The organism is Microcoleus sp. FACHB-SPT15, from assembly GCF_014849525.1.
Taxonomy (GTDB): Bacteria; Cyanobacteriota; Cyanobacteriia; order Cyanobacteriales; family Coleofasciculaceae; genus Symplocastrum; species Symplocastrum torsivum.
The window spans coordinates 42,124-68,619 of record NZ_JACJNU010000040.1 but is presented as its reverse complement, the minus strand read 5'-3'; the positions used below and the strand labels follow the sequence as shown (position 1 = coordinate 68,619).

Genomic DNA, 26,496 nt, shown 5'->3' with positions numbered 1-26,496 from the left:
CCCTCTTCTGTCACTCTCCGGTTTTTCCTATTATTAATATTTTCTACAAAGGAGGTGTATTAGGGAATACAGCGTTTGCCCATCTAATTTTGGCAATTTCCCTACTCGGATCAATTTCTATGAAGGAAAAAGTCTGCGATCGCCTACCATAGGTTAGTTCTAGACTTCAGCAATGGCAAAAGTTTTCGGAGAGTGACAGAAGAGGGATAAACACCAAACATTGTTTCCTACCACTTTTCAATGTAATTGAAATTAGTAAAGCAATAATCAGTCCAACCCAATTCTTGCTTGCATTGCCGAAAGCCATATTCAATCTATGTCCTCAACCTATAACGATTTCCCAAAATCTTGCGATTTTAAGTCAGGATGAGAGGGTTAATACTGAGCGCGAAGAAAATTGCGTAGTAGTGCATAAAATGTCAAGGTTAGGACTGATAGATACGTAACACCTAAGGTGTCAAACTGTCCCTCTCTCAACTGAGGCTAATGATGCTAGACGAAAAACTTTCAGTTGCTAGTTCAAGCCATGAGAATGTCTTGCCCCCAATTCCATCTTGGTTACCTGTACCCTCTAGCTACAAAGAAGCATGGAGTGACATCAGCTTAGAACGCTATCAGATGCCACCGGGAGAAACCCCGGAATATGCCCTCGAACACCATGTAATTAACATTAATATGGGGCAGAGCCTGCAACTGGAGCGGATTATTGATGGGCGTCTGCAAACAGGACAGGTATTCGCGGGTGCTGTAGGAATTTGTCCTATTCATTTGCCTCACTCATTCCGTTGGGACAAAGAAGCTAATATTCTCGTGCTCCGCCTGCAAAATGAATTGTTAACTCGTAATGCATGGGAGTTATTAAATATAGAGCGATTTGAATTAGTGCCGCATCTTGCAACTCAAGATTTCCTCATTCAGCAAATTGGGCTGGCACTTGAGGCAGAATTGAGATCAAATGGCAGCAGTGAACGACTTTATGTAGAGACAATGGCAAATGCGCTTGCCGTGCATCTGTTGAGACATTGCTCCACACAAGGGCGTAGAAACATTGATTGTAGAGCTGGTCTCCCTGCACATAAACTGAAGTTGGTGATGGACTATATCAATGATTATCTCAACCGAGAACTGAGTTTAGACGAACTTGCCGCGATCGCACAACTGAGTCCCTACCATTTCTCTCGCGTCTTCAAACAGTCCACAGGACTCAGCCCACACAAGTATTTGATTCAACAACGAGTCGAGCGGGCAAAGCAACTATTGAGACAGCGCAAAATGAATCTTAGTGAAATTGCGCTCGCTTGTGGCTTCACCCACCAAAGTCATCTCAATCGCCACTTCAAACGTTTAACTGGGGTGACACCTAAAAATTTTCTCAACTTATAGCAATAACGTGCAAAAACCGCATGAATGTGCAAGACATTCAAGTTGGCATTTGCGAGGGTTGAGGTCAGACGGAAAATTAGTTATTTGAACAATCTCGATAGTTTGGATTGCTTGCATAAATTTCAGAGATAGGAGTAATAGGTACTACAACTGACGGTAAAAGCCGACTTTTGCAGGAAACATGGAGGTATAGAGATGGCTAGCAATTTACTGAGCGATCGCAAGTTAGCAGCTTGTTCGGAGTTGAGTGAAAGCGAAGAGGAGTTGGTTCAGGGAGGCGCGGCTGGTAATTCTACACTTTCTTCCGGCTCGCAAACCTTTTGGGGTGTGAGAACGGCAGGTGGAAAGTGGACGGTTCAATGGAATCCGGAGACTCGCACGTTGAGTGTTAGTTACCAATGGCTGTGGAAACGGGAGCATTCCTGAATAGATTCTGGCTGTTAATTTGAGCAATCGCTTTTAGCGCTATTCCTTGGGTTAATCGCATCGACCAAAACTTACAGAATCAGAAGTTGTCAAGGAGTTAGAAGATGTTGTTGGGTAAATCCTCATTTGAGAATTTATTGCTGCCTAGTTTGGATGTTGAATCATTGCAAAACTTGGTCTGCGAACTAGATGTACAAACCGAGGAAGTATTATCAGGTGGTAACTCATCTGGATCGCGAGGAGGGAATATTACTCTATTAGTAGAGGGCGAACATCTTTTTTTTGCTGCGTCTGCTTCGATGCCCAGTACAGCCCGCCACTATGGGATTCGTAGTATCCCTACTTTAATGTAAGAAAAGGAGTGGAAAGATGTTATCGCCGCTCACCTTAAATGTTGCCCGATTGAGTCAAGACGTGCAAACTTACGAGGGAGTTTCCCCTCGACTTCCTAAACCTGACTCAGAAGCAATTCAAACTGATAATGCAACGCCTTGGGTAGATTTGAGTGCAACCGAGCAAGAATCTTTATCGGGAGGTGTTCAAACTGATACTTCCGATCTGCCTGTCGTTGCAGATGTAGTACCGACTGCTGCGGCAAGAGAGAAAATCAAGATTAGATTGAAATCCTACGACTGGTAGGTAGTCAAGTGTTGCATTCAGCGCGAACGATCGGATTGACCAAAGCTTATAGTTCAAAAGTCACAAAGGAGTGGAAAGATGTTTGACAAAGACCCAATTAAACATTCGTCCAAGCTTGCTATAAATAGCGAAGAATTACATCAGCTATTCATCGAGTTAAACGAACAGAAGCAAGAAATGATTTCTGGCGGTAATGAAGGTAGCAGACACGCTACAAGCACGAAGGACTTCAGGCAAATTTCTGCTGCGAGTGATCTTGTAGTTGCCTTCATCCTCTTATAAATCTCAGTTCAACTGATTCGTGCGATCGCATCTATCAAAACTTGTCGTTTGCACATTACAAAGGAGTTGTAAAAATGTTTTGCGAGGTTTCAATGAAGAATTCATCACAGACTAACTTGGAGATTGCCCAATTGCAAGAGGTTGTGGTGGATTTAGATGAAGGAAACCAGGAAGTCTTCTCAGGCGGTACCTCGTTTAGTGGCGGGGATACTCTTCGGACGCGACTCAGTGCAGAGGGAGAAGCAGAAGGAAAGATTCGTGGCACATTATTATTAACACTGGCTTGAAAACCTTTCTCATCGTTGGAAAGTAGTGAAGAGTTTGATTGGGTACACAAGAACCACAGTTTTTGCAATGAAGAACAATTAGGTTTTTAGGAGAATACAATGTCTAGCAATCAAAATAATTCGCCAAAATCTACTACAAACTGTCAGCGATCACACCTCACGCTTTGGCACGAATTAGATGAGCGACAAGCTGAAATAATTTCTGGTGGTGAGGGGTGTTTAGCTTGGAGTATCAGATTTGGAGATGTCACTCGGCCACCCAGGAATAAACCCACAAACTAAGGTAGATGTACGCATTTTTTGTGCGATCGCTTTTAGCGCTACCCCTTGGGTAATAGCATCTACCAAGACTTATCGTTCAAAACTTCCAAAGGAGTTCAAATATGTTTGACAATTTTCCAAGTGATAATCCAGCGCAACCCACCTTGAATATTGCACCTTTGCAAGAGCTAGTGGTGGCATTAAGCGAAGAAAATGAGGAATTATTGTTAGGTGGTTCAGTGACCACTGTTCCTCAGTTGCTTGATGTACTGCCAGCCGACTATAACACCGATTCCAAGCCAAAAGTTGCTGTGCTACTCTTTGCCAATCCTTTTGCTTAAAAGTGAAGCTCAACACTGGGTGTACGAATACACCTTTATTAATTCCCAATCCTAATCTCAGAGAAGGAGTTGAAAAAAGAAAATCCGATGAAAAAACAACTGACGGTGCTGCAAAAAACTATACTCTGGCAGCGAATAGAGGATGATGATGCCAGCGCTCTTGTAGGAGGTAATAGCGGGCAGAAGTTGCTATCACACGAGTTGACTCATGCGGGTCAGCAAAGAGATTCTGTGGCTTCTTCTCAAACTAGGGTAATTTTCATATTTGTGTAATCCACTTCTCCAGTTACCTTGGCAAGGCAAGAACTACCTAACTTTAAATGAACAACCTCAAAAATCAAAAAGGAGTAGAAAGATGTTGTACAAGCATCCGATTAAAAATTCACCGAAGCTTGCCGTAGACGGCAAAGAATTACATCAGCTAGTCATTGAGTTAAACGAACAAAGGCAAGAGATGATTTCCGGCGGCACGGCAGTCTCCAGTCTTTCCCCTACCAACTCTTTCGTCGCAAACCCTTTCCCTTGCTGGGTTCCAGAATCGATCGGTGGTTGCTAGCCATAATGATGTAAGAAATTAGTTTACGGATTCAAAAAATCCAGATGTTCCCCCGGAAGTTGGCTTAACTCTTCCGGGGTACCTGTTAGCTGGAGTTCGCCTTTATCCAACAACACAATCCAATCAGCGCGTTGAATTACTCTAGGACGGTGGCTGATGATAATTGTGGTTTTGCCCCGACGATGAGCTAGCAATTTATCGAGTACCTCCGCTTCCGTTACCGGGTCGAGTGCGCCCGTGGATTCATCTAAAATTAGCACGGAGGGGTCGGTGACAAGGGCACGCGCGATCGCTAATCGTTGCCGTTGCCCCCCAGAAAGATTCGCCCCGAACTCCCCCAGCACCGTTTGATACTTGTCCGGCAATTCGCTGATAAACTCGTCAGCACCAGCAACCCGACAAGCGTTAACCACCTGCTCTAAGGTCACTTGGGGGTAGCTGAAGCGGAAATTGTTGATAATCGAGCGACTCCAGAAGTGAGCTTCTTGCGGTACAAGGACGACTTGCTGGCGCAGACATTCCAAAGCTAGGTCAGATTGATTGTACTGCCCGAAACGGATGTTGCCAGATTGCAGCGAATAAAGTCCTGCAATCAGTTTTGCCAGCGTACTCTTACCGCACCCAGACTTGCCAATTAAAGCTGTAACTTTGCTGCCGGGGATAGTGATGGAGAAGTCTTTTAACAAATCCACTCGACCAGTATGGTGGAAGTTGAGATTCGTGCAGGTGATGTCTGCATCAGCCGGAATATCGACCCAATCGCGAGGCGCATTATCCCCAACCTCTGGTGTCGCGTCGATGATGTCGGTGAGGCGTTGAGTGGCGGTTTGGGCGCGGGCGAATTCATCGACAAAGTTAATGACAGTACTAATCAGTGCTATGAAATTGCGATTCATGCCGTTAAATGCTAGCAGTTGACCGATACTAAGTTCTTGTCGAATCACCAAGATGCTGCCAAAACAGAGGATGGCGAGGGAACCTAACCCGGACACCAAGGAGGAAAATACGCCATTAATAATGCTAATCTGCAACAATCGGAAGGTAACATTTGCCAGCCGACCGAAGCGACTTTGCAGTTCGTCCCAAGCTTGAGGGGCGGCATTGGTGGTTTTTAGGGTCAATGCTCCCTTGAAGGTTTCAACCAGAATCCCTTGGTTTTCCGTGTCAGTGACTAGGACATCGCGGGTTTTTTGTTGCAGGGTAGGTAGGAAAACGATCGTAGATAAGCTCATCAGGAACGCTACGCCCACGGCGGCGGCGGTAAGCTTCCAGCTATAAATCAGCATCAACGCCAGGGACACCAAGGCAATAAAAGACTCGCTGGGCAGACTGGTTACCATCTGGGAAACCAGCAGGTTAATTTCCCGAATGTCCCTTAAGCGACTGACAATCTCGCCACTGCGGTGAGCTTCGTAATAGCTGAGGGGAAGTTGCAGGATTTGGCGACCAAAATCTAGTGCCAGTCCGAGTTCTAGGCGTTGAGCAAAATGAGCGACTAGATTGGCTTGAATTAGGCGCAGCAAACTGCTAAAAAGGGTCATGACAGTAACCGCGATCGCAACCGTCACCAGCAGTTCTGTATCTCCCCGCACTAATACGTCGTCGGTGAGTACCTGAATTAGCAAGGGAAATGCCAGAGATAGCAGTCCGATGACCAAATTTAACGGCAGGACTTCTGCAATCAGGGAGCGATAGTGCCAGACGCGACGGAAAAACCGCCCAAATCCAGCAATGCGATCGCTAGACTGTTCGTAAAAGCGGTTCTCATCCGGCACCAACAGCAGCATCACCCCATTGCTCCAGGATGCCGTTAGTGCCTCGCGAGTGAGATAGCGCACTCCGACACCGGGATCGGCAACGGCATACTTTTTGCCCTTGCGCCCGTACAGAACAACCCAGTGATACCCGTTCCAGTGGATGATAGCAGGAAGTGGAGCTTCATTAAGGCGATCGAGTAATTGAGGGGTTGCTTTCACGGAACGGGCGTTAAACCCTAGAGTTTCTGCCCCTCGACGCAATCCGAGCAATGTTGTCCCTAGCTGCCCCGTGCCAACAGCTTCGCGGACACGGGAGATGGCAAATGTACGTCCGTAGGATTTTGCAACGGTGGCAAGACACGCAGCACCGCAGTCTTCTTCACCATGCTGGAGGACGAGTGGATAGTTCATTGAGAAGGGAACGGGGGTGAGGGGCAGGGGAGGACAAGGAGATGGAAGAGTGGCAATGACTAATGGAAGACTGGTGGGTTCTTGAACTCCAATGAACCATGAACATTTTGCAACTTTCCAACCTCCTTAACGACCAACAACAAACAACCAATGACCAATGACCAATGACCAACAATTCTCCCATCAATCCAGATGGTTTGCGTTCGGTACACCCGGATGAGTTTTTGCCACCTATCGATCGCTGGGCAACTCTCGGCGGCGTGGCGATGCTTGCTATTTTTGGTGCTGCTATTACCTTGGCGGCAGTGCTGGAGTATCCGGCGACAGTCAAAGCTCCGGCAAGCGTTCGTCCCACAGGAGAATTGCGAATTGTCCAGGCGGCGGCGACGGGGAAAGTGAAGCGGCTGGAAGTGAAAGCTTATCAGGCAGTACAGCAGGGAGAGGCGATCGCCTATCTTGATGATTCTCGCTTGCAGACCCAAAAACGTCAACTCTCTACTAGCATCCAGCAAAATCAACGGCAATTGGAGCGAATTAAGACTCAGATTCAGGCGGTGCAGGCTCAAATTACTGCTGAGGAGCAGGCAATCGATCGCGCGATTGCGGCAGCTACAGGCGAACTCAAGCTAAACCGACGAGAGCATCAAGAGCGACAGGTAGCAACGCAAGCAGAGGTGCAAGAAGCACGATCTGCCGCGCAGTTGGCACAGGAAGAATTAGCTCGCTATCGAGAATTAGCGAATACAGGAGCGGTTGCCGAGCTACAAATCAGTGAAAAAGCCGTAGCAGTAGACGTTGCCTTAGCTCGCTTGCAACGCGCCCGATCTGCCCTCGATCCCAGTACCGCTTCAGTGGAAATTGCTACCGAACGGGTAGCGCAAGAGCGTGCCAGAGGTGCTTCGACTCTAGCAACCCTAAACCGGGAACGGGAAGCCCTGAGTCAACAACTCTTCCCCATCCAAAACCAGATAATACGCGATCGCCAAGAACTTCAGCAAGTGGAAACAGAGCTGGCGAATACCGTAATACGCACACCTGTAACTGGTACGATTCAACAACTGAACCTCCAGAATATAGACCAACTCGTGAGTAGCGGAGATGCGATCGCGCAGATTGCACCTAGCAATGTTCCCTTAGTTGTGAAAGCATTTGTTGCCCCTCAAGATATTGGTCGAGTCGAAGTGGGACAAGCCGTGAAGATCGAGGTGTCAGGCTGTCCCTACCCCGACTACGGTACGCTTGCAGGCATACTCACCACTATTTCTCCCGACGTGACAGCACGTCCGTCCCACACAGCAACCTCGTCGGAGCGAGAGATGCCATCACCAACGGTTAATTCCCGCTATGAAGTGACGATTCAACCTGAAACTTTTTTCCTGAGAGTTGGCGATCGTCAGTGTAACTTACAAGCCGGAATGAATGGTAATGCAGATATCATCACTCGCAAAGAGACGGTATTGACCTTCTTTTTAAGAAAAGCAAGGTTGCTGCTGGATAGTTAAAGACTAATAACTAGTACTACCACGAGATTTCAAAAAGATTAAGCCTGATTTTCCATTAGTGCTTTTGGCAGGAGGGGGGTTGTCCGCCCCCGCAGAACGCTGAGTTCTGCTTGAAACTCTTCTTGAAGGCGTTGAATACCTCCTGCAAGATTGCTAGCCTGTTGTTCTGATAGGTCTTGGATTAGCGATCGCTCTACATTTTCTAGGTTTAATTTTGCAGAGTTACATTGCAAGTGGAGATTGCGTTGGCTTGTAAAATCGCATTTTCATCCTTTTTAAGGGTTAGAGGACTGAGCGTCTTATAGGTCTGCCTAACCCATCAACTGGAGAAGTCTCACCTATGCTGATTCTGCCGCCGCTTATTTGTGCAGATGCATTCTCTCCAAGGTCTGTCCACAGAGTTTGGTTGGATGTATTCTTCAACGGCTTGGCTGTTGCTCTTTTCATTTTGATGGCTCCTTGTTACATCTCCTATTTGGATAATCGGTGTATTCCTATCTCCGATTTTGAGCCATGTGACTGAAAAAAATCTTGCACGTTCATGCCATCGTTGCACGTTCTTGCTATGAGTTAACGAATTTTTAGTGAATCGGATTGAAGTAAAGGCGCACCAGGCCTTACAGCAGGGAGAGGCGATTGCTTACCTAGACGACTCTCGCCTCTAGACTCAGAAGCGACAACTATATAGTAGTATCCAACAAACCCAACAGCAATTGGAGCGAGTCAAGGCTCAAATCCAAGCGGTGCAAACTCAAACGCTCGCTGAGGTGCAGGCAAGTAAACGAGCGCGCAGCAGCTACAGGTGAGATGAAGCTGAACCAACGACAATATCAAGAGTGACAAGTTAGATTTCCTGATGGTGTACTCAAATCGTTACAATTAGTAACAAATCTCTAGCTCCTTGTCGAGGAGATTTTATAACAATGCTTCCGACGTGAATTAATTTGCCTTTCCTCGTATGCCCTCGTCAAACACCCAATCCCACAAATCCGTTAAAGTCGCTCCTGTACCTGAAAAGCCGTCCTGGCAAATCAAATTGCTGTACGACGGTGAATGCCCCTTGTGTGTGCGAGAAGTCAACTTCTTGAGAAAACGTGATGCGGGTCGAGGAAAAGTGACGTTTGTAGATATTGCCGACGATGACTATACTCCCTCTTCACATGGAGGCATAGACTTTGAGACGGCAATGGGGCGAATTCATGCTCTACTCCCCGACGGCACTGTCATCAAAAATGTGGAAGTCTTTCGTCGAGTCTACGAAATTCTGGGAATGGGGTGGATCTATGCTGCCACTAAGCTACCTGTGATTGGTTGGATTGTGGATGCCTTATACGAAATCTGGGCTGACTGGCGACTCGCTCTCACGGGACGACCGGACTTAACGAGTATTGTTGCCGACCGCCAGAAGCGGATTGAGTGCAAGACACTACAGCGTTGCCGATTGACCGACGATGATAATTGACTTCTTTATTGGTCGATTTGAATTGCCTTAGCCATAGTGATTTGGTTGCTGAAATGATGGCTTATAGTGAGGTAACTTTTCACGTCACATCCTGAGTTAGGCGGCACGACCAAACGGTGCAATGAGCTAGTCTCTCAGTGACAGAAAGACAAAATACACAACTCATTACTTCTTTGAAAGTGGCGATAGCGAAGCGCTGCTGCGAAGCGCAGATCGCTTAAATCGCTATGAATTTGAGCGTCGTTACAACGCGATGTTTCTCTAAAGAAGGCTGAACTGATTGAGGGAGTTGTCTACGTGCCTGCTGCCAGGGGTTTTAAACATCACAGCCAAACTCACGGAATTTGCTCACGCCGTTTCCAACCAATCGAAGATTCGGTCTAACTGCTTTAACGTGATCAATCCGTATTGCCAAAGAATCATCGGCAACAGATTTGGGGTATCGGGATGATGGCGCACGGCTAGGTCGATCGAGGCAGAGGGAATCGCCAACTCATCCTGCAAAAAACCAATTAACAATAGGAGGCGTGTAGATTTCATTGGGTTATTTAATAGTTAGGGTCTTTATATCTGCTGACCCCAGTGTTAAGTACTATGGATGCTCTCATAATATTGGTGGAAATTGGTCTTTCTTTAGAAATATTTTCTATCTTTTCTGGATACAAAACAGGTATAGCCCATCCTGAAACGTAGTACTATCAAGAGTCTAAGAATAAATAAGCTCTTGTGTTTAGTTTTGTAAAGTTTCTCATCTAGTGATTTGGTGATTCCCTAAACGCTAAGAGCGCCACGGTTGAACGCAATAGTTCCCCTAAATGCATCTCTCTTTGGTAGTATATTAGGAAGTAAGTATACAGAATTTCTATAAAACCCCCCGCCAGCGCGATGTGCTTGCGGGGATTATTTATGTCAACTTTGACACCTAAGCGACTAACCTCATAGTGAGTTGTGACAGCAGCATTCACTACCTGCCGAAATACGAAGTTGGGTAAATTATGCACTCACTCCAGCAGCAGTGGCTTGTGAAGTATGCGATCGCACTAGCTCCAAACCTTCTTCTTCAAACGCTTTCCACCGCTCTCGATAGTTGGCTAGGTCAGTAGCATCAGGTGAACATAACTTAGTTCACAGTATTCGGTTAATTCCAAACTTTTTCAGTAGAGTGGAAGTAATAAGTAAGCAAAAGATATCGTTGAGTTGTCAAGACCATGAGTTTATCCCTAAAGCAGCTGACCGTTTATCTGACTTTGCTGGGCTTAGGCGGTGGCGCAGGGGTACTGGGGAGTCGCTATCTCATGGCAGAGCAGTCGGTGCAAAGACCACCTGAAGCTGTTCCGGCTGTTTTGCAACCTTCCAATGCTCAGCCCTCAGGTCGTCCTCCCGAAGCCAATCTCAACTTCATTGCTGAGGCAGTTGATCGCGTGGGACCAGCCGTTGTCAGGATTGACTCAGCACGTCAGGTTTCAAGAGAGGTTCCCGATGCGTTTAGAAATCCCTTCTTCCGGCGATTCTTTGGTGATGAGATGCCAAAACCTCCAGAAGAACGGGTTGAGCGAGGCACGGGTTCAGGATTTATTCTGACTTCAGATGGGCGGATGATTACTAACGCTCACGTTGTCGCAGGTGCTAATCGAGTGAAAGTTACGCTTAAGGATGGTCGAACATTTGACGGTAAGGTGGTCGGTGTCGATTCGGTAACCGACGTTGCGGTGGTCAAAATTGAGGCGACACGTTTACCTACAGTACGCCTCGGGAAATCGGAGACTTTAATTCCCGGAGAGTGGGCAATTGCGATCGGCAATCCCCTAGGGCTTGATAATACTGTGACCGTTGGTATCATCAGTGCCCTAGATCGCTCTAGTTCTCAGGTCGGTGTCCCAGAAAAACGGGTTAGCTTTATTCAAACAGATGCCGCGATTAATCCCGGTAATTCTGGTGGTCCTCTGCTGAATGCCAGAGGTGAAGTGATTGGGATTAACACAGCGATTCGTGCTGGTGCTCAGGGATTAGGCTTTGCAATCCCGGTTGAAACGGCACAACGAATTGCCGATCAACTGTTCACAAAAGGTCGAGTTGAGCATCCCTACTTAGGCATTCGGATGGCGACCTTAACACCAGATCTCCGAAAAGAAATTAATGAGGACAAGGACTTTGACTTTGAAGTCACGCAAGATACTGGTGTTTTAATCATTGGTGTTGCTCCAAATTCACCAGCACAAAGAGCTGGTCTCCAACCTGGAGATATTATCCGAAAAGTCGCTGGTCAACCAGTTAAAAGTGCTGGTGAGGTACAAAAACAAGTCGAATCTAGTCAGGTTGGTGGTGCTTTAGAAGTCGAAGTTGCTCGTCAGGGTAGGGTACAAGCCTTTCAAGTCCGACCAGGGGCTTTCCCAACTGAGGATTCAGACGAATAAGGCTTTCATCTCAAACAGGGGTAGGAGGAGAAGGGGAATACTGTTCTCCTCCTATTTTTACGACAATAAAAAAGGTGGATAGGAGCGATCGCTACCCATCCACCTTTTCTCAATTACACTGAATCAATCACTGAGGGTAGAGGCAGTTCATCACTAGCCTCTATCGGTTGCACTACTTAGTTTCTGAGAACTCAGCGTCAATCACATCATCAGGATTGGAACCACCAGAGGTTGTTTCAGAACCTGCCGCACCTGTACCAGCGCCGGGACCACCCCCATCTGGACCACCGCCACCTTGTTGTTGATAGAGGTTGGTGCTGATGCTGTAGAGTGACTGTTGCAACTCAGTCGTCAAAGTCTTAATCCGCTCGTCGTCTTCTTGCTGAACGGCTTCGCGTAGGTCTTTGATCAATCCTTCTACCTTGGTCTTGTCAGCAGCGGGAACCTTGTCGCCAAGCTCCTGGATTTGCTTCTCAGCTTGGTAGGTAAGAGAATCTGCCTGGTTCTTGCGATCGATTTTCTCACGACGCTCTTTGTCAGCAGAAGCATTGGCTTCGGCTTCTTTGACCATCCGATCCACTTCGGCATCCGGTAGCGTTGAAGCACCAGTAATGCTGATGGATTGCTCTTTACCTGTACCTTTGTCCTTCGCAGTAACGTTGAGGATACCGTTGGCATCGATATCAAAGGTCACTTCGATTTGAGGAACACCACGAGGAGCAGGTGGGATACCATCTAAGCGGAAGGTACCAAGACTCTTGTTGTCGTTGGACATCTCACGCTCACCTTGGAGAACGTGGATTTCCACATTGGTCTGACCATCCACAGCCGTTGAGAAGGTTTCTGACTTCTTGGTGGGGATAGTGGTGTTGCGAGGGATGATCTTGGTCATGACCCCACCCAGGGTTTCCACACCCAGAGATAACGGTGTGACATCGAGGAGGAGGATATCCTTCACTTCACCAGCAAGGACACCTGCTTGAATCGCAGCACCTACGGCTACGACTTCATCAGGGTTGACGCTTTGGTTTGGATCTTTACCAAGAACCCGCTTGACCAACTCTTGTACCGCAGGAATCCGGGTAGAACCACCAACTAAGACGACCTCGTTAATGGCGCTCTTGTCGATTTTGGCATCGCGTACTGCGTTCTCAACAGGAATGCGGCAACGGTCGATCAAGTCAGCGCAGAGTTCTTCAAACTTGGCACGGGTCAACACCATATCCAGGTGCTTGGGACCATCCTGAGTAGCCGTAATAAAGGGAAGGTTAATTTCTGCTTGAGTGACGCTGGAAAGTTCAATCTTGGCTTTTTCAGCAGCTTCAGTTAGGCGTTGCAGCGCTTGCTTATCTTTACGCAGGTCAATGCCTTCATCTTTTTGGAAGGTTGAAGCGAGGTAATCAACTATTTTCTTGTCGAAGTCGTCACCACCCAGGTGAGTGTCACCGCTTGTTGCCAATACTTCAAAGACACCGTCGCCAACTTCAAGGATAGATACGTCGAAGGTACCACCACCTAAATCAAATACCAGAATGGTTTCTTGGGTCTTCTTGTCTAAACCGTATGCCAGAGAAGCGGCGGTAGGTTCGTTGATAATCCGCAGCACTTCAACCCCAGCAATCTTACCAGCATCTTTGGTGGCTTGACGCTGAGAGTCGTTGAAGTAAGCAGGAACGGTAACGACGGCTTGGGTAACCGTTTCACCGAGGTACTTGCTAGCGTCCTCTACTAGCTTGCGTAGCACCTGAGCAGAAATCTCTTCTGGTGCAAATTGCTTGCTTTGCGCGGGGGAATCAATCTTGACGCTACCGCCAGCATTGAGGACTTTGTAAGAAACTTCAGTAGTTTCGTTGCCCACTTCATCAAATCTACGCCCAATGAAGCGTTTAACGGAGTAAAAAGTATTTTCGGGGTTCATCACCGACTGACGCTTGGCGATTTGTCCGACCAAGCGATCGCCATTCTTGGCATAGGCTACAACTGAAGGTGTTGTCCGAAAACCTTCTGCGTTGGCAATGACGGTAGGCTTACCACCTTCCATTACTGCGACGCAGGAGTTAGTTGTACCTAGGTCAATTCCAACAACTTTTGCCATAAGAGTGTTCCGGGTTCGTTTAACTACAAATACTGATTTGGCAGGGGGAACTGAAAACTGAACAATTCAAGGGTTCAATCAGCAGCTTTGGAGAGCTTCAATACCATTGGAGAGAGCTACCAATCTCTATAGTGAGCATTGTGACGCTATCTGATGAAGGAGGGGTTTCCGAACCTGGGGTTGGACGGTGATATAACAAAATTGCTTTCACTACTCCTTTTTTAGATGAAGCGCATCGGTAGCTAGCTGCTCCTGATTGCTTTCACTGTGTCTAATGTATAGAACTTATGGGCTTGGGAGATTGGGGCGAACCGTAATAAATCTGTTGTGTTTGCCGTCTTGAGAGACTTCTGAGTCAAATCCGCTGGGTTTTCAATCGAGAGTTAGCACCTATGGACTCTTCCCTTAATGTATAAATCGCCTAACTTGTAGTGGTTGTGGCAGCATGAACCGAGAGATTCCTGTGGCAAGAACTACTGTACTTACTAAAACGATTAAGAACCTTTAACTAATAGTCAAGGTAATTGTCAGGCTGTAAAGCGATCGTTACCAATAGCTAGCAATTGGGTGTGAAGTTATTGTAAAGCTGATATGAACTTTGAATTAACTTACGCTTAGACTTCTTGCAATCTTCCGCTAGGGGGATAGATAATAAAACCTATGCTACTTCATGTTCATGATCTTCTCTATGCCGTTGTAAGTAGCTAGTATAGTGTTTTCATTTGAGATGTAAATAAACACCCCTTGTCAGCTAAAGTTTTCAGCACTTTCGCTGTTTAAAAACCATTTAAAAACACTATATTTCCAAATCTAGTCACTGGGTATTCCGTACTATGCAACTAACATCTAATAGCAAACTACTTGATTTTTTAACATTTATTGGAGAAGGTTTCTCTCATATCTCTACAGGTGTTTTGTCAAGAATCCAAGGGAGAATAGACACTCCGGTTTCGGTTCTTGTTGAATCATTGAAAGATGAGGAAGGAGAAATTCGTTGGTACGCTGCATGGGCTTTATCAAGAATGGGTTCTGAAGCTAGAGTTGCTATTCCAGCTCTGATTGAAGCCTTAAAAGATGAGGAAGGAGAGATTCGTCGTCTTGCAGCAAAGACTTTACGCTCGATGGGAGCAGACACTGAAGTTCCTGTCTCGGTTCTGACCACTGCCTTGGGCGATCGGGAAAAGGATGTTCACCGTTTTGCAGCCAGAGCTTTGGCAAAGGTTAATCAGGAAACGAGAAAAATCCCTCAACACTAAGGCTATAAACTAGTTCGTTAAGCACTATAATTAGCCGATTTAAGAGACAGTACTGATCAATAAACAAGGTGTTCTCCTGGGTAAAGATAGAAGCTATTTGAAGTGAGTAAAATAGAGAAGCTAGATTGCTGCAACATCTCGTCTATGGTTTCTCTATCTCCCAGTTTGCAAGCTCGACTGTCAACACCGTTGAAGATTGGCTCTTTTGAGGTGAAAAGTCGGGTTTTACAGTCGCCCCTTTCTGGGGTTACAGATATGGTATTTCGTCGCCTGGTGCGCCGTCATGCGCCAGAGTCGATGATGTACACAGAGATGGTGAATGCCACAGGGCTGCACTATGTAAAAGAGCTACCTAAAATTATGGAGGTAGACCCCAACGAACGACCGATTAGTATTCAGTTGTTTGACTGCCGTCCAGATTTCTTAGCGGAAGCCGCACAGATGGCGGTGGAGGAAGGGGCAGATACAGTTGATATTAATATGGGTTGTCCTGTAAATAAGATTACGAAAAATGGGGGTGGTTCTTCCTTGTTGCGGGAACCAGAGACGGCTGAGGCAATTGTGAGGGCAGTTGTTGAGGCGGTGAATGTGCCAGTCACCGTCAAGACTCGTATCGGTTGGACAGATAAGGAAATCAATATTCTGGAATTTGCCAAGCGGATGGAGGATGCGGGGGCACAGATGATTACCGTGCATGGACGCACTCGTTCCCAAGGCTATAACGGTAATGCGAAGTGGGAGTGGATTGGGCGAGTGAAGGAGATACTTTCCATTCCAGTTATTGCGAATGGAGATATCTTTTCAGTTGAGGCAGCGGTAAAATGTCTGGAACAGACAGGTGCTGATGGGGTAATGTGTTCGCGAGGAACGCTCGGTTATCCGTTTCTGGTGGGAGAAATTGATTACTTCTTGAAAACCGGAGAAAAGCTCACTTCCCCGACATCCGTAGAACGGTTGGAGTGTGCTAGGGAACATTTGCAGGCGTTATGGGAGTATAAAGGCGATCGCGGTATTCGTCAGTCTCGTAAACACATGACCTGGTATGCCAAAAACTTTGCGGGTGCCGCTGATTTGCGGGGGCACTTAGCAGTTATTGAAACACTTGAGCAAGGTGTTGAGTTAATTGACAACGCGATCGCACGGCTTCAATCAGATATCCCTAACAGTTCGGAACTCATACCTCAACACGTAGTCGCTTAAACTACATCAACTAAATTCTATCTACTTGATAGAATTGAAATAGTACCCAGAGTGGCTAGCTCACAAGTTGATGTGTTAGGGTAATTAGCGAGAATTATGTTCGGCTACAGTGTTTCTGTGGGTATATTACAGGCGTGTCTCCGGATTTAAATCTCTACATCATTTGCTTCTGGAGACTTTTTTATGTCAATCTATGTGGGTAACCTATCCTACGACGTTACACAAGATGATCTAACTAGTGTCTTTGCGGAATATGGAACTGTAAAGAGAGTCCAGATTCCAAACGATCGCGAGACAGGTCGTCCTCGTGGCTTTGGTTTTGTAGAGATGGAAACCGATGCTGAGGAAGATGCGGCAATTGAAGCTCTCGATGGTGCTGAGTGGATGGGTCGTAGCCTCAGGGTTAATAAAGCCAAGCCTCGTGAAGATAAAAGACAAAGTGGCGGGTATTCTCGTAGTTACTAAGCTTATCCTACTCAAGCATTACAGGCTAGCTAACACCTATAATCTTGTAGTCAGGGGCATTCAGTTTTTCGCTTCAGTGCGTGAGCGTCGTCAGCCAAAGTTGCTTTCGATTTACTGAGTAGTCTGAGGTGATACCTATACGGTGAGCATACATCTAACAGTACAGCTTCTCGTCTAAGTCGCTAACACAGAATGCTCCCGATTTTTTGTGATCACCAATCTTGTTAGAGATTCAATTGGGTGAATGTAACTACCCAAATTAAATTGCTTGTTCAAACTCAGGAGGAGATAGCATGACCCAAGTGGTTGTAGGCGAAAATGAAGGGATTGAGTCGGCATTGCGCCGTTTTAAGCGTCAAGTTTCAAAGGCAGGAATTTTCGCAGATATGAAGCGTCTGCGCCATTTTGAGACTCCCATAGAAAAGAAAAAGCGCAAAGCTGTTGCAAGAAGGCGCAAACGGCGGTTCCGCTAGAGCTTACAATCCAATCGTTCCACTAAATTAATGCCCTGTAGAGTCCAATTGACAATTCTACAGGGTTATTAATTGAGTCAGTCTTATAGGAAAAACGGTTCTAGAAACTGAGTAATAATTCTCTATTTACAATAATCCAACGAAGTGAAGCGGTCCTTGACCGCTAATTAGCTCTAACACTAAAGCCAAAAAGCCAATCATTGCTAGACGACCATTCCAAACTTCAGCGGTTGTCGTCATCCCCCATTCCCAACGCTCTTGGGGATACATCTTAACCTTCTTATCCGGACGTATAACCTCTGAAAACATGCGGCTGGGAGCTTCCAGGGCTTCAACAACCAAAGTCGCCAGGGAATCAATAAAGACAGGATGTGTATTGAGTGCTGGTACACGCTGGAAGTTTTGAATACCTGCTTCTTCTGCCAGTTCTCGATATTCAATATCAATTTCCTGGAGTGTTTCGATGTGTTCAGAAACAAAGCTAATGGGTACCACCAACAAATCTTCAACACCTTGGGCACCTAGTTCTTGAAGAGCGTCTTCTGTGTAGGGTTTGAGCCACTCAACTGGACCCACTCGACTTTGATAAGCCAACGTATGGGGGTTTGGGCGGTTGAGAGTCTGCATGATTAGGGCCGTACAGTCTTCAATTTCTTGTTGGTAGGGGTCGCCCGCTTCTGTGACATAACTGACAGGAACACCATGAGCACTAAAGAAGATGTGAACCGCATCAGGATTGGCAAACTGGTCGAGTTCTTGGGCAATTAACTGCGCCATTGCTTGCAAATAGCCGGGTTGCTGATACCAAGAGGGAATAACAGTATATTCAATCTGTCTGAGTGCTGGGTCTTCTTGCCAAAGCTTCTCTAAAAGACGGAAGCTAGAACCACTGGTGCTGATGGAAAACTGGGGATAAAGGGGAAGGATTACTAACCGTTCTACGACATCGCGCTTAATCCGTGCGATCGCTTCTTCTGTAAAAGGATGCCAGTAACGCATTCCCACATAAACGTTGGCATCTTGCCCTTGTTGCTGTAGATGTTCCTGGAGGGCTTGCGCTTGCGCTTCTGTAATATGCCTTAATGGTGAACCACCACCAATTTGTCGGTAGTTCTCTTGCGACTTTTTCGCACGTAACGTTGAAATCAACCAGGCGAGGGGGCTTTGCAGCCAGGAAAATGGCAGACGAATAATTTCAGGGTCAGAAAACAAGTTGAAGAGAAAAGGACGAACATCCTCTGGTTCATCTGGCCCACCTAAATTAAGTAATAATACCCCTACACGACCCATAATTATGATAGTTTCCCAGAGTTTTCATATTTGTTACTGATTTTAACAATATATTCTTTTTCATGGTTTAAGTTCGCAATAAGAAATACACATCTTTACCAGGGAGTGAGCAGTGGCATCAATTTTAAGAACTTGGAGCTATCAATATCAATGGTTCTATTATACGATTTCCCGACTCGCTGCTCTTAGTGTGGGAGGAGAAGCACGATTTCACAAGCTACCTTTGCAAGGATTAACGATCACTTCAGAAATGAAGGTTTTAGACCTTTGTTGTGGCAGTGGTCAAGCCACGAAATACCTAGTGCATTATTCCCAGGATGTCACAGGCTTGGATATGGCGCTAGTGTCACTGGAACGGGCACGGCGAAATGTCCCCCAAGCCAAGTATTTAGAAGCGCTGGCTCAAGAGATGCCATTTCCAGATAATCAATTTGATTTAGTGCATACCAGTGTCGCAATGCACGAAATGAAGCCTTCTGAGTTGCAGCAAATCCTCAAGGAAGTTTATCGAGTACTCAAGCCAGGTGGGGTGTTCGCGTTAGTAGATTTTCACAAGCCGACGAACTTCCTATTTTGGCCTGGATTAACCCTGTTTTTGTGGTTGTTTGAGACGGAAACTTCCTGGCAGCTATTAGAAACAGATTTGGTTGAGTTACTGAAGGATGCGGGATTTGAGGTGTTAACCTACGCACTTCATGCTGGTGGCAGTCTCCAAGTGATTCAGGTAAGGAAATAGCCTTTCTTAACTGGGGATTAGCCCTTGACAGAAGAGACTTATGTAAAGAACTGCACAGTTTACGGCAATAGAGGATAGAAAATGAGAATTATCCAACTCGTAACAAAGAAAGCCGCAAATAGTCCGATCATCAGTTCCAGAGACCAAGGTACATTGAAACTACCCAGAAGTGGGGTAGCAGAAATTGCTAAAACTAACAGAAATATCAATATAAACCAAACCATTGGGTTAAACCTCTTGAATGTATCTTGACTATAGTTTCGCTTTTTAGAATAGTTGCAGCCTCCTCTAGCAGGGTCATCCTGTTGGATAGTATTTACTTCACTCTATCTAAAAGCTATAAACCTTCGCGACGAAAGTTCTCCACCAGTTCCGTTCATGAGGGGGATCTGGGAAAGAGTATTTACTGGTAGGTTATTTCTACAGCGTCGGAAAAACAAAAAAGCTGATAGCTTTCTGCTATATATTCGTCTGAAACTTCAAATCACAAACGGTTCAAGGTGGCTACTACTCCACTCTCGCCCAATGCGTTCCGTGATAAATGGTCGAACAACAAACTTGGGAGGGTCACCTGCCTGAACATCAATCCGCAAAAACGAGTAGGGTCGCCGCTTCTTTTTGCCCTGACCATGGCGACCGACGTAAAGCAGTGAATGCGCGACTAGACCTGTGTGACTGCCTTCATTACGCCTAAATGTTTCCATCAATTCCGAACCTTCAACCCGTTGGCGGCGGAGACTATGACCACTACCACCGCAAACAATCCAATGGATATGAGAGTCCGCGTGTCCCGTGTCAGCTGTGCAAAGATGTTCTAGACAGTGCGCGTGACCAGCAAGAACCAAATCAACAATTGGACGACCCCCCACTAATCCCCCAACCGCCTCAGAAACCGCATCGAGTACCTCACGGAGGTGGTAGCGAATCTCTAAAGTTTGCGCTTGGTTCCATTTTGTCGCTTCGGTGACATAGGGAGGATGGTGAAAATAGACAACTCGTCCACGAACCTCGGTTGTGTTCCAGGATTCAATTAGCCTCCTTTTTAGCCAATCCAGTTGTTCAAAGTCCGTGACAATTGTTTTGTCGGTTGTCAGTTGTTTCTCAATGTCGAGTTGTACTTCTTCGAGTTGCTCTAACTTGGCTCGATTGTCATCGAGAATTTCCGCTTCGTCAGGTTGATCTGGATTGAGACGGGCTGAAGCGTCAAGAATTTCCTGTTTTGAGCGTTCTATTTCATCTCGGCGCTGTTCCAACTGATGACGGATGGCTTCTCCCTCTTTAGTTGTCGGCAGGGGTGCAGGTGCGTTGAAGGTATTTGAGTCGAGGGCGAAGAAGTCAATCCCGCCATATCGGAAGGTGTAATAGCGGTTGGGTAATCGGGTGAAGCGCCCAGCCTCGTAACGTAGGCAGCGACCCATATCGGTTTCGGCAGTGTAATGGCTGTCTAGATGACGCTCTAATTCTTCGTTGGTATTGAACCCCTTGAGATAGTCGAGGAACGCCTTCGCATAGGCTCTGCCTTGATTTGAGCCATGCCAACCAACACCTAAATCCAATTTTGACCGGAGCAGGTGGCGCAAAAGCCAAGTACTTTGTGCTAGAACTCCATAGACAAATGGCAGATCATAGTAATCGTGATTACCGGGTACAGGTAAAAATGGCTTGTTGAAAACCATTTGGTCATAGGGAATTTTTTCAGGCGATTCGCCACCTACCAGAAACTCTCGATAGGGAGCGATGAAGTTTCTCAAGTAATATTCACTTGAGCCAACTTGATAGATAACATCACCTGTGTGCAAGATGAAACGGCTAGTATCATAATGATCTAGCATTAGTTCGGTAATTTGTCGTTGGGGGTTCTGGTCGGGATGGGGGCCAGAACCACTATCACCAATAACTAAAAATGAAAATTCTTGGCTATCGGAAGCTCCATCGTCAATAAACAGCTGAGTTTGATCGATTGAGCGATCGACAATTATTGGATCTTCCCACCGCACCCGCTGCCTCATCTTGCGAATTTTTACCGAGATTGGCGGGTCAGATACAAATTTCATAGCTATTACTTTAGGAGTTGCTTTCCGAAACAGAGGTAAGCCTTGTCTCGACGCAAGCTGATTGTAGCTGTCTGCTCTTAGTCGAAGGCATCTATCTTTGTGCGTGACATCCTCCAGTCACCAAACTTATGGTATGGCACTGGTTTCCCACGGCTACCGTGTTGCTACCAAAGATGTTACTTCACAAGGAAGGCTGGGTAGCAGGTATACAAGCCCCTTACTTTTGAACTTTTCTTGATCGTTAAGTAAGGTATCCAAATGCAACTTTCAAGAAACACTTTTCTAACCCTTATCGTCGGGTAGCACAGGCAATTACATTTTTTGCCGCCTGAACAAGCCATTGCTGCTTAAGCAAGGCTGGTATAAGTTTATACCGATAATAATAGGCTCTCTCACCTACTGTTAACAACTAACAAGGGTGAACTGAAGCTTTGCAAATTTTTGATAACTCTAACCTATCAGGCTATCAACGATGAAACCTTTCCATACCTAGAGTCAGTTTATGCTTTTTTTGTAAAGTTGGATACATAAAAGCGAGTTTTACTATGGGGATTTCACTTACAAATGGCGGTTCACTAATACTTTACGTGAAATTACGGAGTCTTCATCAAGGCTTTACAAAAATTACGGCGACAGAAACTAAAGTAAACATGGTAGGAGTAGGGGCACGCTACTGCACGCTCTACTGACAAGTAGAAAGTGCGAGCAGCATCAAGTAAATAGAAAGGATTAAATTTCGACAATCCTTGAGTTTTTACGACTAACACTGGCATTTGTACAAGGAAACTATCACTCATGACTACATCTCCCCTGAAGAAATTCGTCCTTGCACCAGTAGTGCTTTCGGCAGCAGTCTTTTCTGTACTGACTTTACCCTTAGCTGTATTTGGCTCACAGCCAGTAACTATTCAACTGCAAGAGGAGCCAGTATTTTCTGGTCAACTAAGGGATGTTGCAACTCCTTACTTAGGTTTAGCAAGTGCTTTGAGTTTGGGGACTGGAATCGCCAGTGTTGCTGTCACCGGTTGGCGGCAATCTAGCCGCAAATCGTCTCAAGTCGAGGCAGAACTAGAGGGTTTAGCGAAACACCTCAAGCAGAAGGAAGAGTTATTAGAAACGCTTAAGCTCTCAGAATCTCGGCTGGAAGCGTCTGGGTTGAGTGCCTTTTTGGATGAGGAAGTGGCTCTACAACAAGAGTCCAAAACAGCAGCAAGCACTGAAGCTTTTATGGTGGTTGAACCGTCGGTGATGACAACGCAAAGCGTTGAAACTTCACCAGTTGCAACACCAAGCAAGACAGTGCATGACGCCTTAGCGAAGTTTCCCTCAGTTCAGACTGTCCTAGGTCATACTCGGACAAAAGCTGTCGCTCAAGCCTCCAACTCTGCGATCGCTATTGCGCCTGAGGAAGTTGAAGAACTCCACATTCAACTCCAAAAAATTATGGCTCAGATGGCATCTTTACAAACAGCTCTCGCTGCAACACCACGAGCCGCAAATTCTCAAGAAGCTGGATCTGAAAAGACAAAAGTCGGTGTGTCTGCTAATGTAGCAAGACCACAAGCTGTCCAGTCTTGGTCTGTACATTGAGAATTGAGATGTCTTTCTAGTGGTTGCTCGGCAGACTTATCCTCATTCACTTCATCAGGGTTTTACTAGCTCATCCAAAGCGTCTACGCAAGTGTGCGATCGCAGCCTGTAAGCCTTTTAGGGTAAGTTTCTCGCAATCGTTGAAAGTCTTCCTTTTCCCTTTAGAGAATGTAACCAACGCTATAGCTCAAGAGAGTTATCTCTAGCTAAGCGCTTGTAGAAAGTTGCTAATACACTAAAAACCAATAACCTTCGGCTCTCTCCAGAAGCTTGAATTAGGAGAGCAGCCGTCGTATTGATTGCCACGGCTAGCTCATCTAAGTGAGTAAAGTTAGGAAGATTTCTCTTTCTCTGGGTAGAGGCTTTCTGACTCGCTTTTGATATAGTAGTGCGAGGGTATTATGGTAGCCAAGCTTTTTTAAATGATGAAAAAGATACTTGTAAGTATCCTTACACCAGATTTTTAAGTGAGCTGCTGGAATCCAACTACTGGGTAAAAAGTTATTACCTTGCCTTCTTTAGAAAATAGGGCAAGAGTGTAAGCTATAGGGTGCACAGTTAGACAGGCAGATTGTCATAACTTCTTTGCTGTGTTACTTATGTTCATGGCATCCGATAAATTTTTATCCTTTAAACTCCAGATTATAGAGACATTTCTGTTTTAGCTGTATACAGTAGTGTTGTTAAATCAATACCAACAGACGAGCGCCTATACCTGTCTTAAGAGGTGTTCAAAATCGAGTAATTCAACAGCAATTAAACAGAGGTACTATGAGCTGCAACTATCAATTGCTTTGCTTCAGCATGGCGGGAAAAGATTTATCAGCCAAACAAGCTGGGCAATGAACTAATGAGTGCTGATTATCCCCGATTTAACGCCTTGAGTACACAGCTATGGATTAACTTGCTTGGCGCTAGTTCACTCGTAACTTTTTTAGGGTTGGGAGTGAGTAGCATTAAACCCGCTCAAGCAAATCCTGCTGAGCAACAGCCGATATGTTTGGCGCAGAGTCAAGCCTCTTTACCAACTCATTTGAGGATATCCTGTAGCCAAGAGAATCTTAAAGCTACGGCTTTGCGTTCTGAAGTCAAAGGCTCAGCAGTTGCCGTTAAACCAACGAGCAATTCTAGTGCTGGTGTGGAGACTGTTGAACAACCTGCAACTAATTTAGTCCCAGAGAACACATTCGTTCAGCAAGCGCCAGTCAAGGTTAATGCCGTAGCACCTCAACAACTGGAACCGCTAACAGTTTCTGCCATACCTAGTGCCACTCTAGACGCTCAAAAGCGATCGCATTCCCCAGCAAATCAGCCATTAGTTGTTGGATATGACACTACTGAAAGGGAAATTGCTATTGAGGGGCTACCGACTCCGCCAATATCAAGTACAAATACGCACAATAATATAGAGCAAAATTTGGGGCAATTGGCACCAAGCCATCAGAGTGACTGTAGTCTCGGCAAAACTTGTGGCAACACACTCACCCCTGTGATACCGGAATCAACTTTTAGTGGCTCCAATCCCGTGTTGGCGCAACTACCGTACTCACAACAAACTTTACCTCCTTTACCAGTTCCAGCTACTCCAATTCCTGTAGGTTCTGATAGCTCCAATACAAAACTGGGGCAGCTACCTTACTTCCCACAACCTCCAAATCCGGTACCAGCACCAACAATGGTGTACCCAGCAGGAGGGAATAACTACAATCCCGCGTTAGGACAATACCCTTACTACCCACAAACTGTACTCTTAGTACCCGTACCAGCAACAGGGCTTCCGGCAGGAGGGAATGGCTACAATCCCACGCTAGGACAATACCCCTACTATCCACAAACTGTACTCTTAGTACCCGTGCCAGCAACGGCGCTTCCAGCAGGAGGAAATAACTATAATCCGGCGTTAGGGCAGTATCCTTACTACCCACAAACCGCCCCTCAACTGCCTCCGAATGCGATGGTAGGGAGTAACTACAATCCGGCGTTAGGGCAGTATCCTTACTATCCACAAACACCCCCCCAACTGCCTCCGAATGCGATGGTAGGGAGTAACTACAATCCGGCGCTAGGACAGTACTCCTACTATCCACAAACTGCCCCCCAACTGCCTCCGAATGCGATGGTAGGGAGTAACTACAATCCGGCGTTAGGACAGTATCCTTACTATCCACAAACACCCCCCCAACTGCCTCCGAATGCGATGGTAGGGAGTAACTACAATCCGGCGCTAGGACAGTATCCTTACTATCCACAAACACCCCCCCAACTGCCTCCATATCCGATGGTGGGGAGTAACTATAATCCGGCAGGACAATCTCCCTATTACCCACAAACACCCCCCCAACTGCCCCCGAATCCGATGGTGGGGAGTAACTATAATCCGGCAGGACAATCTCCCTATTACCCACAAACAGTACCTCAACTCCCAGCGCCACTTCCTGCCAATCCTGTGGCTGGGAGTAATTACAATCCGGCGTTAGGACAATCTCCCTATTACCTACAAAATTACCCACAAACAGTACCTCAACTCCCAACACCCAACCCGAATATCATCCCGCCCGCCTCTCCTCCCAGGACAGAATTAGGTGCAGCGCCTACGACTCAGCAACCGCCAGAGCTTCGTAGCACAGCTTTAAGTTCTCCCTCTTTACAGCTACAGGGACTCTATATCGACCAAGGTGACGAATCCTCGGCACGGGCACGCCTTTCCGGGCTTTATCCTCTTAGTCCTCAAGCACTATTTGGGGCAACGCTTGATCTGACGAGTGAGGAAAATACCTTGGCGGACTCTCCCAATCAGGGATTGAATATTAATGAGCTTTATTTTGCTACGGCTCCTATTGCGGATTTACCCAATCTACGATTCGTGGTTGGTCAGTTGGATTTAACGTCCTATTTTGATCGCAATAGCTTTGCTAAGGATGGGGCAACGCATTTCTTTAACCCAGTGTTTCAGACTAACCCCGCTTTGAGTACAACTGGGATTTCTTCTCGCCTTGGTGGTTTAGTCAACTGGACGATAACGGATAACATTGAAGCGAAAGCTGCTGTCTTCTCTTCCGCTCAGAATCTTGGTGATTTCGCCCTGGATGGATTTGCTGGAGAAATTGGTATCCGCTACGGCAATGCGATTATTCGTGGAACTTATGCCACCGATCGGGATGCGGGTTCAGATGATGGCTTCCGAGAAATTTTCCAAAATAATCGGGATACTGATAGCTTTGGACTCCTGCCATCCGATCGCGAAGAGTCCTATGGTGTCAATGCAGAGGTGTTCGTTCCCGAACTGAGCATGGGAGTATTTGGTCGCTATGGTCGGTACGAAAATCGGGAATTGGATCAGGGAGGGGATACCTATAGCCTCGGAATTAGTTTCTCGGATGTATTTTCCGAGAATGACCGACTAGGACTTGCTTATGGTCGCAGTTTGTCAAACGACCAACTACGGCGCGATCGCGGTGATGAGATACCCGATGTATTGGAGCTATTCTACGATTTTCGATTTTTACCCAACATTCGGCTCGGTTTCACGCTTCAACAACGCGATGGCTTTTCCGATACCTATGGCGGTTTCCGAGTTAAAACCGAGTTCGATGTAACTCCTGGAGGCGAGTAACTC

The 26,496-nt window shown here is 46.3% G+C and carries 27 protein-coding genes and 1 pseudogene; 19 read left to right on the top strand and 9 right to left on the bottom strand.

What is annotated here, in order from left to right:
- Positions 1-230 precede the first annotated feature (230 nt).
- Positions 231-353, bottom strand: a pseudogene (locus tag H6F98_RS33520) (IS701 family transposase); the annotation flags it as partial.
- A 133-nt stretch (positions 354-486) separates the two neighbouring features.
- On the opposite strand from H6F98_RS33520, the gene H6F98_RS13765 reads away from it, so the two are divergent.
- The 6 genes from H6F98_RS13765 (at position 487) to H6F98_RS13740 (ending at position 3,017) form a co-directional block, all read left to right on the top strand.
- Positions 487-1,383 carry a helix-turn-helix domain-containing protein gene (locus H6F98_RS13765; RefSeq protein ID WP_199348462.1) on the top strand — a complete coding sequence of 299 codons (897 nt, stop codon included), beginning with the start codon at positions 487-489 and terminating at the stop codon, positions 1,381-1,383.
- Positions 1,384-1,578: 195 nt separating this feature from the next.
- Positions 1,579-1,809, top strand: a complete 231-nt coding sequence (locus tag H6F98_RS13760) for a hypothetical protein (RefSeq protein ID WP_192219265.1) — start codon at positions 1,579-1,581, stop codon at positions 1,807-1,809.
- Positions 1,810-1,913: 104 nt separating this feature from the next.
- Complete coding sequence (locus H6F98_RS13755; protein WP_192219264.1) at positions 1,914-2,162, top strand: hypothetical protein; 249 nt, start codon at positions 1,914-1,916, stop codon at positions 2,160-2,162.
- Between the two features lie 16 nt (positions 2,163-2,178).
- A complete protein-coding gene (locus H6F98_RS13750) occupies positions 2,179-2,448 on the top strand; it encodes a hypothetical protein (RefSeq protein ID WP_192219263.1) in 270 nt (89 codons plus the stop codon).
- Between the two features lie 78 nt (positions 2,449-2,526).
- On the top strand, positions 2,527-2,730 hold the full coding sequence (locus H6F98_RS13745) for a hypothetical protein (RefSeq protein ID WP_192219262.1): 204 nt from the start codon (positions 2,527-2,529) through the stop codon (positions 2,728-2,730).
- Between the two features lie 92 nt (positions 2,731-2,822).
- Positions 2,823-3,017, top strand: a complete 195-nt coding sequence (locus H6F98_RS13740) for a hypothetical protein (RefSeq protein ID WP_192219261.1) — start codon at positions 2,823-2,825, stop codon at positions 3,015-3,017.
- A 219-nt stretch (positions 3,018-3,236) separates the two neighbouring features.
- Here H6F98_RS13740 and H6F98_RS34065 read toward each other — a convergent pair whose 3' ends face one another.
- Positions 3,237-3,365 carry a hypothetical protein gene (locus H6F98_RS34065; RefSeq protein ID WP_277927574.1) on the bottom strand — a complete coding sequence of 43 codons (129 nt, stop codon included), beginning with the start codon at positions 3,363-3,365 and terminating at the stop codon, positions 3,237-3,239.
- A 35-nt stretch (positions 3,366-3,400) separates the two neighbouring features.
- Between H6F98_RS34065 and H6F98_RS13735 the strand changes: the two genes are divergently transcribed.
- The 3 genes from H6F98_RS13735 (at position 3,401) to H6F98_RS13725 (ending at position 4,175) form a co-directional block, all read left to right on the top strand.
- A complete protein-coding gene (locus H6F98_RS13735) occupies positions 3,401-3,619 on the top strand; it encodes a hypothetical protein (protein ID WP_192219260.1) in 219 nt (72 codons plus the stop codon).
- 87 nt (positions 3,620-3,706) lie between these two features.
- A complete protein-coding gene (locus H6F98_RS13730; RefSeq protein WP_192219259.1) occupies positions 3,707-3,892 on the top strand; it encodes a DUF4157 domain-containing protein in 186 nt (61 codons plus the stop codon).
- 82 nt (positions 3,893-3,974) lie between these two features.
- Positions 3,975-4,175: a hypothetical protein gene (locus H6F98_RS13725; RefSeq protein WP_192219258.1), complete on the top strand. Its 201-nt coding sequence runs from the start codon at positions 3,975-3,977 to the stop codon at positions 4,173-4,175.
- A 23-nt stretch (positions 4,176-4,198) separates the two neighbouring features.
- Here H6F98_RS13725 and H6F98_RS13720 read toward each other — a convergent pair whose 3' ends face one another.
- Complete coding sequence (locus H6F98_RS13720) at positions 4,199-6,343, bottom strand: peptidase domain-containing ABC transporter (protein ID WP_192219257.1); 2,145 nt, start codon at positions 6,341-6,343, stop codon at positions 4,199-4,201.
- A 164-nt stretch (positions 6,344-6,507) separates the two neighbouring features.
- Between H6F98_RS13720 and H6F98_RS13715 the strand changes: the two genes are divergently transcribed.
- Positions 6,508-7,845, top strand: a complete 1,338-nt coding sequence (locus H6F98_RS13715) for an HlyD family secretion protein (protein WP_192219256.1) — start codon at positions 6,508-6,510, stop codon at positions 7,843-7,845.
- A gap of 38 nt (positions 7,846-7,883) precedes the next feature.
- On the opposite strand, the gene H6F98_RS13710 is transcribed toward H6F98_RS13715, so the two are convergent.
- A complete protein-coding gene (locus tag H6F98_RS13710; RefSeq protein WP_192219255.1) occupies positions 7,884-8,078 on the bottom strand; it encodes a hypothetical protein in 195 nt (64 codons plus the stop codon).
- A 49-nt stretch (positions 8,079-8,127) separates the two neighbouring features.
- Positions 8,128-8,292 (bottom strand): hypothetical protein, encoded by a 165-nt coding sequence (locus H6F98_RS13705; protein ID WP_192219254.1) that lies wholly within the window; start codon positions 8,290-8,292, stop codon positions 8,128-8,130.
- Positions 8,293-8,803: 511 nt separating this feature from the next.
- On the opposite strand from H6F98_RS13705, the gene H6F98_RS13700 reads away from it, so the two are divergent.
- Positions 8,804-9,307 carry a thiol-disulfide oxidoreductase DCC family protein gene (locus H6F98_RS13700; protein ID WP_192219253.1) on the top strand — a complete coding sequence of 168 codons (504 nt, stop codon included), beginning with the start codon at positions 8,804-8,806 and terminating at the stop codon, positions 9,305-9,307.
- A gap of 348 nt (positions 9,308-9,655) precedes the next feature.
- Here H6F98_RS13700 and H6F98_RS13695 read toward each other — a convergent pair whose 3' ends face one another.
- Positions 9,656-9,847, bottom strand: coding sequence for a DUF2949 domain-containing protein (locus H6F98_RS13695; RefSeq protein WP_192219252.1), 192 nt, complete (start codon positions 9,845-9,847; stop codon positions 9,656-9,658).
- 668 nt (positions 9,848-10,515) lie between these two features.
- Here H6F98_RS13695 and H6F98_RS13690 point away from each other — a divergent pair.
- Positions 10,516-11,721 carry an HhoA/HhoB/HtrA family serine endopeptidase gene (locus H6F98_RS13690; RefSeq protein ID WP_192219251.1) on the top strand — a complete coding sequence of 402 codons (1,206 nt, stop codon included), beginning with the start codon at positions 10,516-10,518 and terminating at the stop codon, positions 11,719-11,721.
- 172 nt (positions 11,722-11,893) lie between these two features.
- Here the strand turns inward: H6F98_RS13690 and dnaK are convergent, their stop codons facing one another.
- The gene (gene dnaK, locus H6F98_RS13685; protein ID WP_192219250.1) at positions 11,894-13,816 is read right to left on the bottom strand and encodes a molecular chaperone DnaK; all 1,923 of its coding nucleotides are present in this window, start codon (positions 13,814-13,816) and stop codon (positions 11,894-11,896) included.
- Between the two features lie 833 nt (positions 13,817-14,649).
- Here dnaK and H6F98_RS13680 point away from each other — a divergent pair.
- The 4 genes from H6F98_RS13680 to rpsU all read left to right on the top strand — a co-directional run bounded on the left by H6F98_RS13680 (position 14,650) and on the right by rpsU (position 17,210).
- A complete protein-coding gene (locus H6F98_RS13680) occupies positions 14,650-15,072 on the top strand; it encodes a HEAT repeat domain-containing protein (RefSeq protein WP_192219249.1) in 423 nt (140 codons plus the stop codon).
- 144 nt (positions 15,073-15,216) lie between these two features.
- Positions 15,217-16,272: a tRNA dihydrouridine synthase DusB gene (dusB, locus tag H6F98_RS13675; RefSeq protein ID WP_192219248.1), complete on the top strand. Its 1,056-nt coding sequence runs from the start codon at positions 15,217-15,219 to the stop codon at positions 16,270-16,272.
- 183 nt (positions 16,273-16,455) lie between these two features.
- Positions 16,456-16,737, top strand: a complete 282-nt coding sequence (locus H6F98_RS13670; protein ID WP_192219247.1) for an RNA-binding protein — start codon at positions 16,456-16,458, stop codon at positions 16,735-16,737.
- Between the two features lie 293 nt (positions 16,738-17,030).
- A complete protein-coding gene (gene rpsU / locus H6F98_RS13665; RefSeq protein ID WP_192219246.1) occupies positions 17,031-17,210 on the top strand; it encodes a 30S ribosomal protein S21 in 180 nt (59 codons plus the stop codon).
- A gap of 126 nt (positions 17,211-17,336) precedes the next feature.
- Here rpsU and hemH read toward each other — a convergent pair whose 3' ends face one another.
- Positions 17,337-18,500, bottom strand: a complete 1,164-nt coding sequence (hemH, locus tag H6F98_RS13660) for a ferrochelatase (protein WP_192219245.1) — start codon at positions 18,498-18,500, stop codon at positions 17,337-17,339.
- Between the two features lie 112 nt (positions 18,501-18,612).
- On the opposite strand from hemH, the gene H6F98_RS13655 reads away from it, so the two are divergent.
- Complete coding sequence (locus H6F98_RS13655; RefSeq protein WP_192219244.1) at positions 18,613-19,236, top strand: methyltransferase domain-containing protein; 624 nt, start codon at positions 18,613-18,615, stop codon at positions 19,234-19,236.
- 479 nt (positions 19,237-19,715) lie between these two features.
- Here H6F98_RS13655 and H6F98_RS13650 read toward each other — a convergent pair whose 3' ends face one another.
- The gene (locus H6F98_RS13650; RefSeq protein WP_192219243.1) at positions 19,716-21,290 is read right to left on the bottom strand and encodes a metallophosphoesterase; all 1,575 of its coding nucleotides are present in this window, start codon (positions 21,288-21,290) and stop codon (positions 19,716-19,718) included.
- Between the two features lie 795 nt (positions 21,291-22,085).
- Between H6F98_RS13650 and H6F98_RS13645 the strand changes: the two genes are divergently transcribed.
- Both H6F98_RS13645 and H6F98_RS32775 read left to right on the top strand, forming a co-directional pair.
- Complete coding sequence (locus H6F98_RS13645; RefSeq protein WP_192219242.1) at positions 22,086-22,880, top strand: hypothetical protein; 795 nt, start codon at positions 22,086-22,088, stop codon at positions 22,878-22,880.
- Positions 22,881-23,730: 850 nt separating this feature from the next.
- Complete coding sequence (locus H6F98_RS32775) at positions 23,731-26,493, top strand: hypothetical protein (RefSeq protein WP_199348460.1); 2,763 nt, start codon at positions 23,731-23,733, stop codon at positions 26,491-26,493.
- Positions 26,494-26,496: the final 3 nt, after the last annotated feature.

Bases quoted from the DNA above. Each gene is read 5' to 3' on its own strand.
- H6F98_RS13705 (WP_192219254.1), bottom strand. From the start codon at position 8,292: ATGAAAAGAGCAACAGCCAAGCCGTTGAAGAATACATCCAACCAAACT.
- H6F98_RS13755 (WP_192219264.1), top strand. From the start codon at position 1,914: ATGTTGTTGGGTAAATCCTCATTTGAGAATTTATTGCTGCCTAGTTTG.
- rpsU (WP_192219246.1), top strand. From the start codon at position 17,031: ATGACCCAAGTGGTTGTAGGCGAAAATGAAGGGATTGAGTCGGCATTG.
- H6F98_RS13715 (WP_192219256.1), top strand. From the start codon at position 6,508: ATGACCAACAATTCTCCCATCAATCCAGATGGTTTGCGTTCGGTACAC.
- H6F98_RS13690 (WP_192219251.1), top strand. From the start codon at position 10,516: ATGAGTTTATCCCTAAAGCAGCTGACCGTTTATCTGACTTTGCTGGGC.
- H6F98_RS13695 (WP_192219252.1), bottom strand. From the start codon at position 9,847: ATGAAATCTACACGCCTCCTATTGTTAATTGGTTTTTTGCAGGATGAG.
- H6F98_RS13765 (WP_199348462.1), top strand. From the start codon at position 487: ATGATGCTAGACGAAAAACTTTCAGTTGCTAGTTCAAGCCATGAGAAT.
- H6F98_RS13700 (WP_192219253.1), top strand. From the start codon at position 8,804: ATGCCCTCGTCAAACACCCAATCCCACAAATCCGTTAAAGTCGCTCCT.
- H6F98_RS13735 (WP_192219260.1), top strand. From the start codon at position 3,401: ATGTTTGACAATTTTCCAAGTGATAATCCAGCGCAACCCACCTTGAAT.
- H6F98_RS32775 (WP_199348460.1), top strand. From the start codon at position 23,731: ATGAGTGCTGATTATCCCCGATTTAACGCCTTGAGTACACAGCTATGG.
- H6F98_RS13645 (WP_192219242.1), top strand. From the start codon at position 22,086: ATGACTACATCTCCCCTGAAGAAATTCGTCCTTGCACCAGTAGTGCTT.
- H6F98_RS13760 (WP_192219265.1), top strand. From the start codon at position 1,579: ATGGCTAGCAATTTACTGAGCGATCGCAAGTTAGCAGCTTGTTCGGAG.
- H6F98_RS13745 (WP_192219262.1), top strand. From the start codon at position 2,527: ATGTTTGACAAAGACCCAATTAAACATTCGTCCAAGCTTGCTATAAAT.
- H6F98_RS13740 (WP_192219261.1), top strand. From the start codon at position 2,823: ATGAAGAATTCATCACAGACTAACTTGGAGATTGCCCAATTGCAAGAG.
- H6F98_RS13680 (WP_192219249.1), top strand. From the start codon at position 14,650: ATGCAACTAACATCTAATAGCAAACTACTTGATTTTTTAACATTTATT.
- H6F98_RS13670 (WP_192219247.1), top strand. From the start codon at position 16,456: ATGTCAATCTATGTGGGTAACCTATCCTACGACGTTACACAAGATGAT.
- dnaK (WP_192219250.1), bottom strand. From the start codon at position 13,816: ATGGCAAAAGTTGTTGGAATTGACCTAGGTACAACTAACTCCTGCGTC.
- H6F98_RS13720 (WP_192219257.1), bottom strand. From the start codon at position 6,343: ATGAACTATCCACTCGTCCTCCAGCATGGTGAAGAAGACTGCGGTGCT.
- H6F98_RS13730 (WP_192219259.1), top strand. From the start codon at position 3,707: ATGAAAAAACAACTGACGGTGCTGCAAAAAACTATACTCTGGCAGCGA.
- H6F98_RS13650 (WP_192219243.1), bottom strand. From the start codon at position 21,290: ATGAAATTTGTATCTGACCCGCCAATCTCGGTAAAAATTCGCAAGATG.
- hemH (WP_192219245.1), bottom strand. From the start codon at position 18,500: ATGGGTCGTGTAGGGGTATTATTACTTAATTTAGGTGGGCCAGATGAA.
- H6F98_RS13750 (WP_192219263.1), top strand. From the start codon at position 2,179: ATGTTATCGCCGCTCACCTTAAATGTTGCCCGATTGAGTCAAGACGTG.
- dusB (WP_192219248.1), top strand. From the start codon at position 15,217: ATGGTTTCTCTATCTCCCAGTTTGCAAGCTCGACTGTCAACACCGTTG.
- H6F98_RS13725 (WP_192219258.1), top strand. From the start codon at position 3,975: ATGTTGTACAAGCATCCGATTAAAAATTCACCGAAGCTTGCCGTAGAC.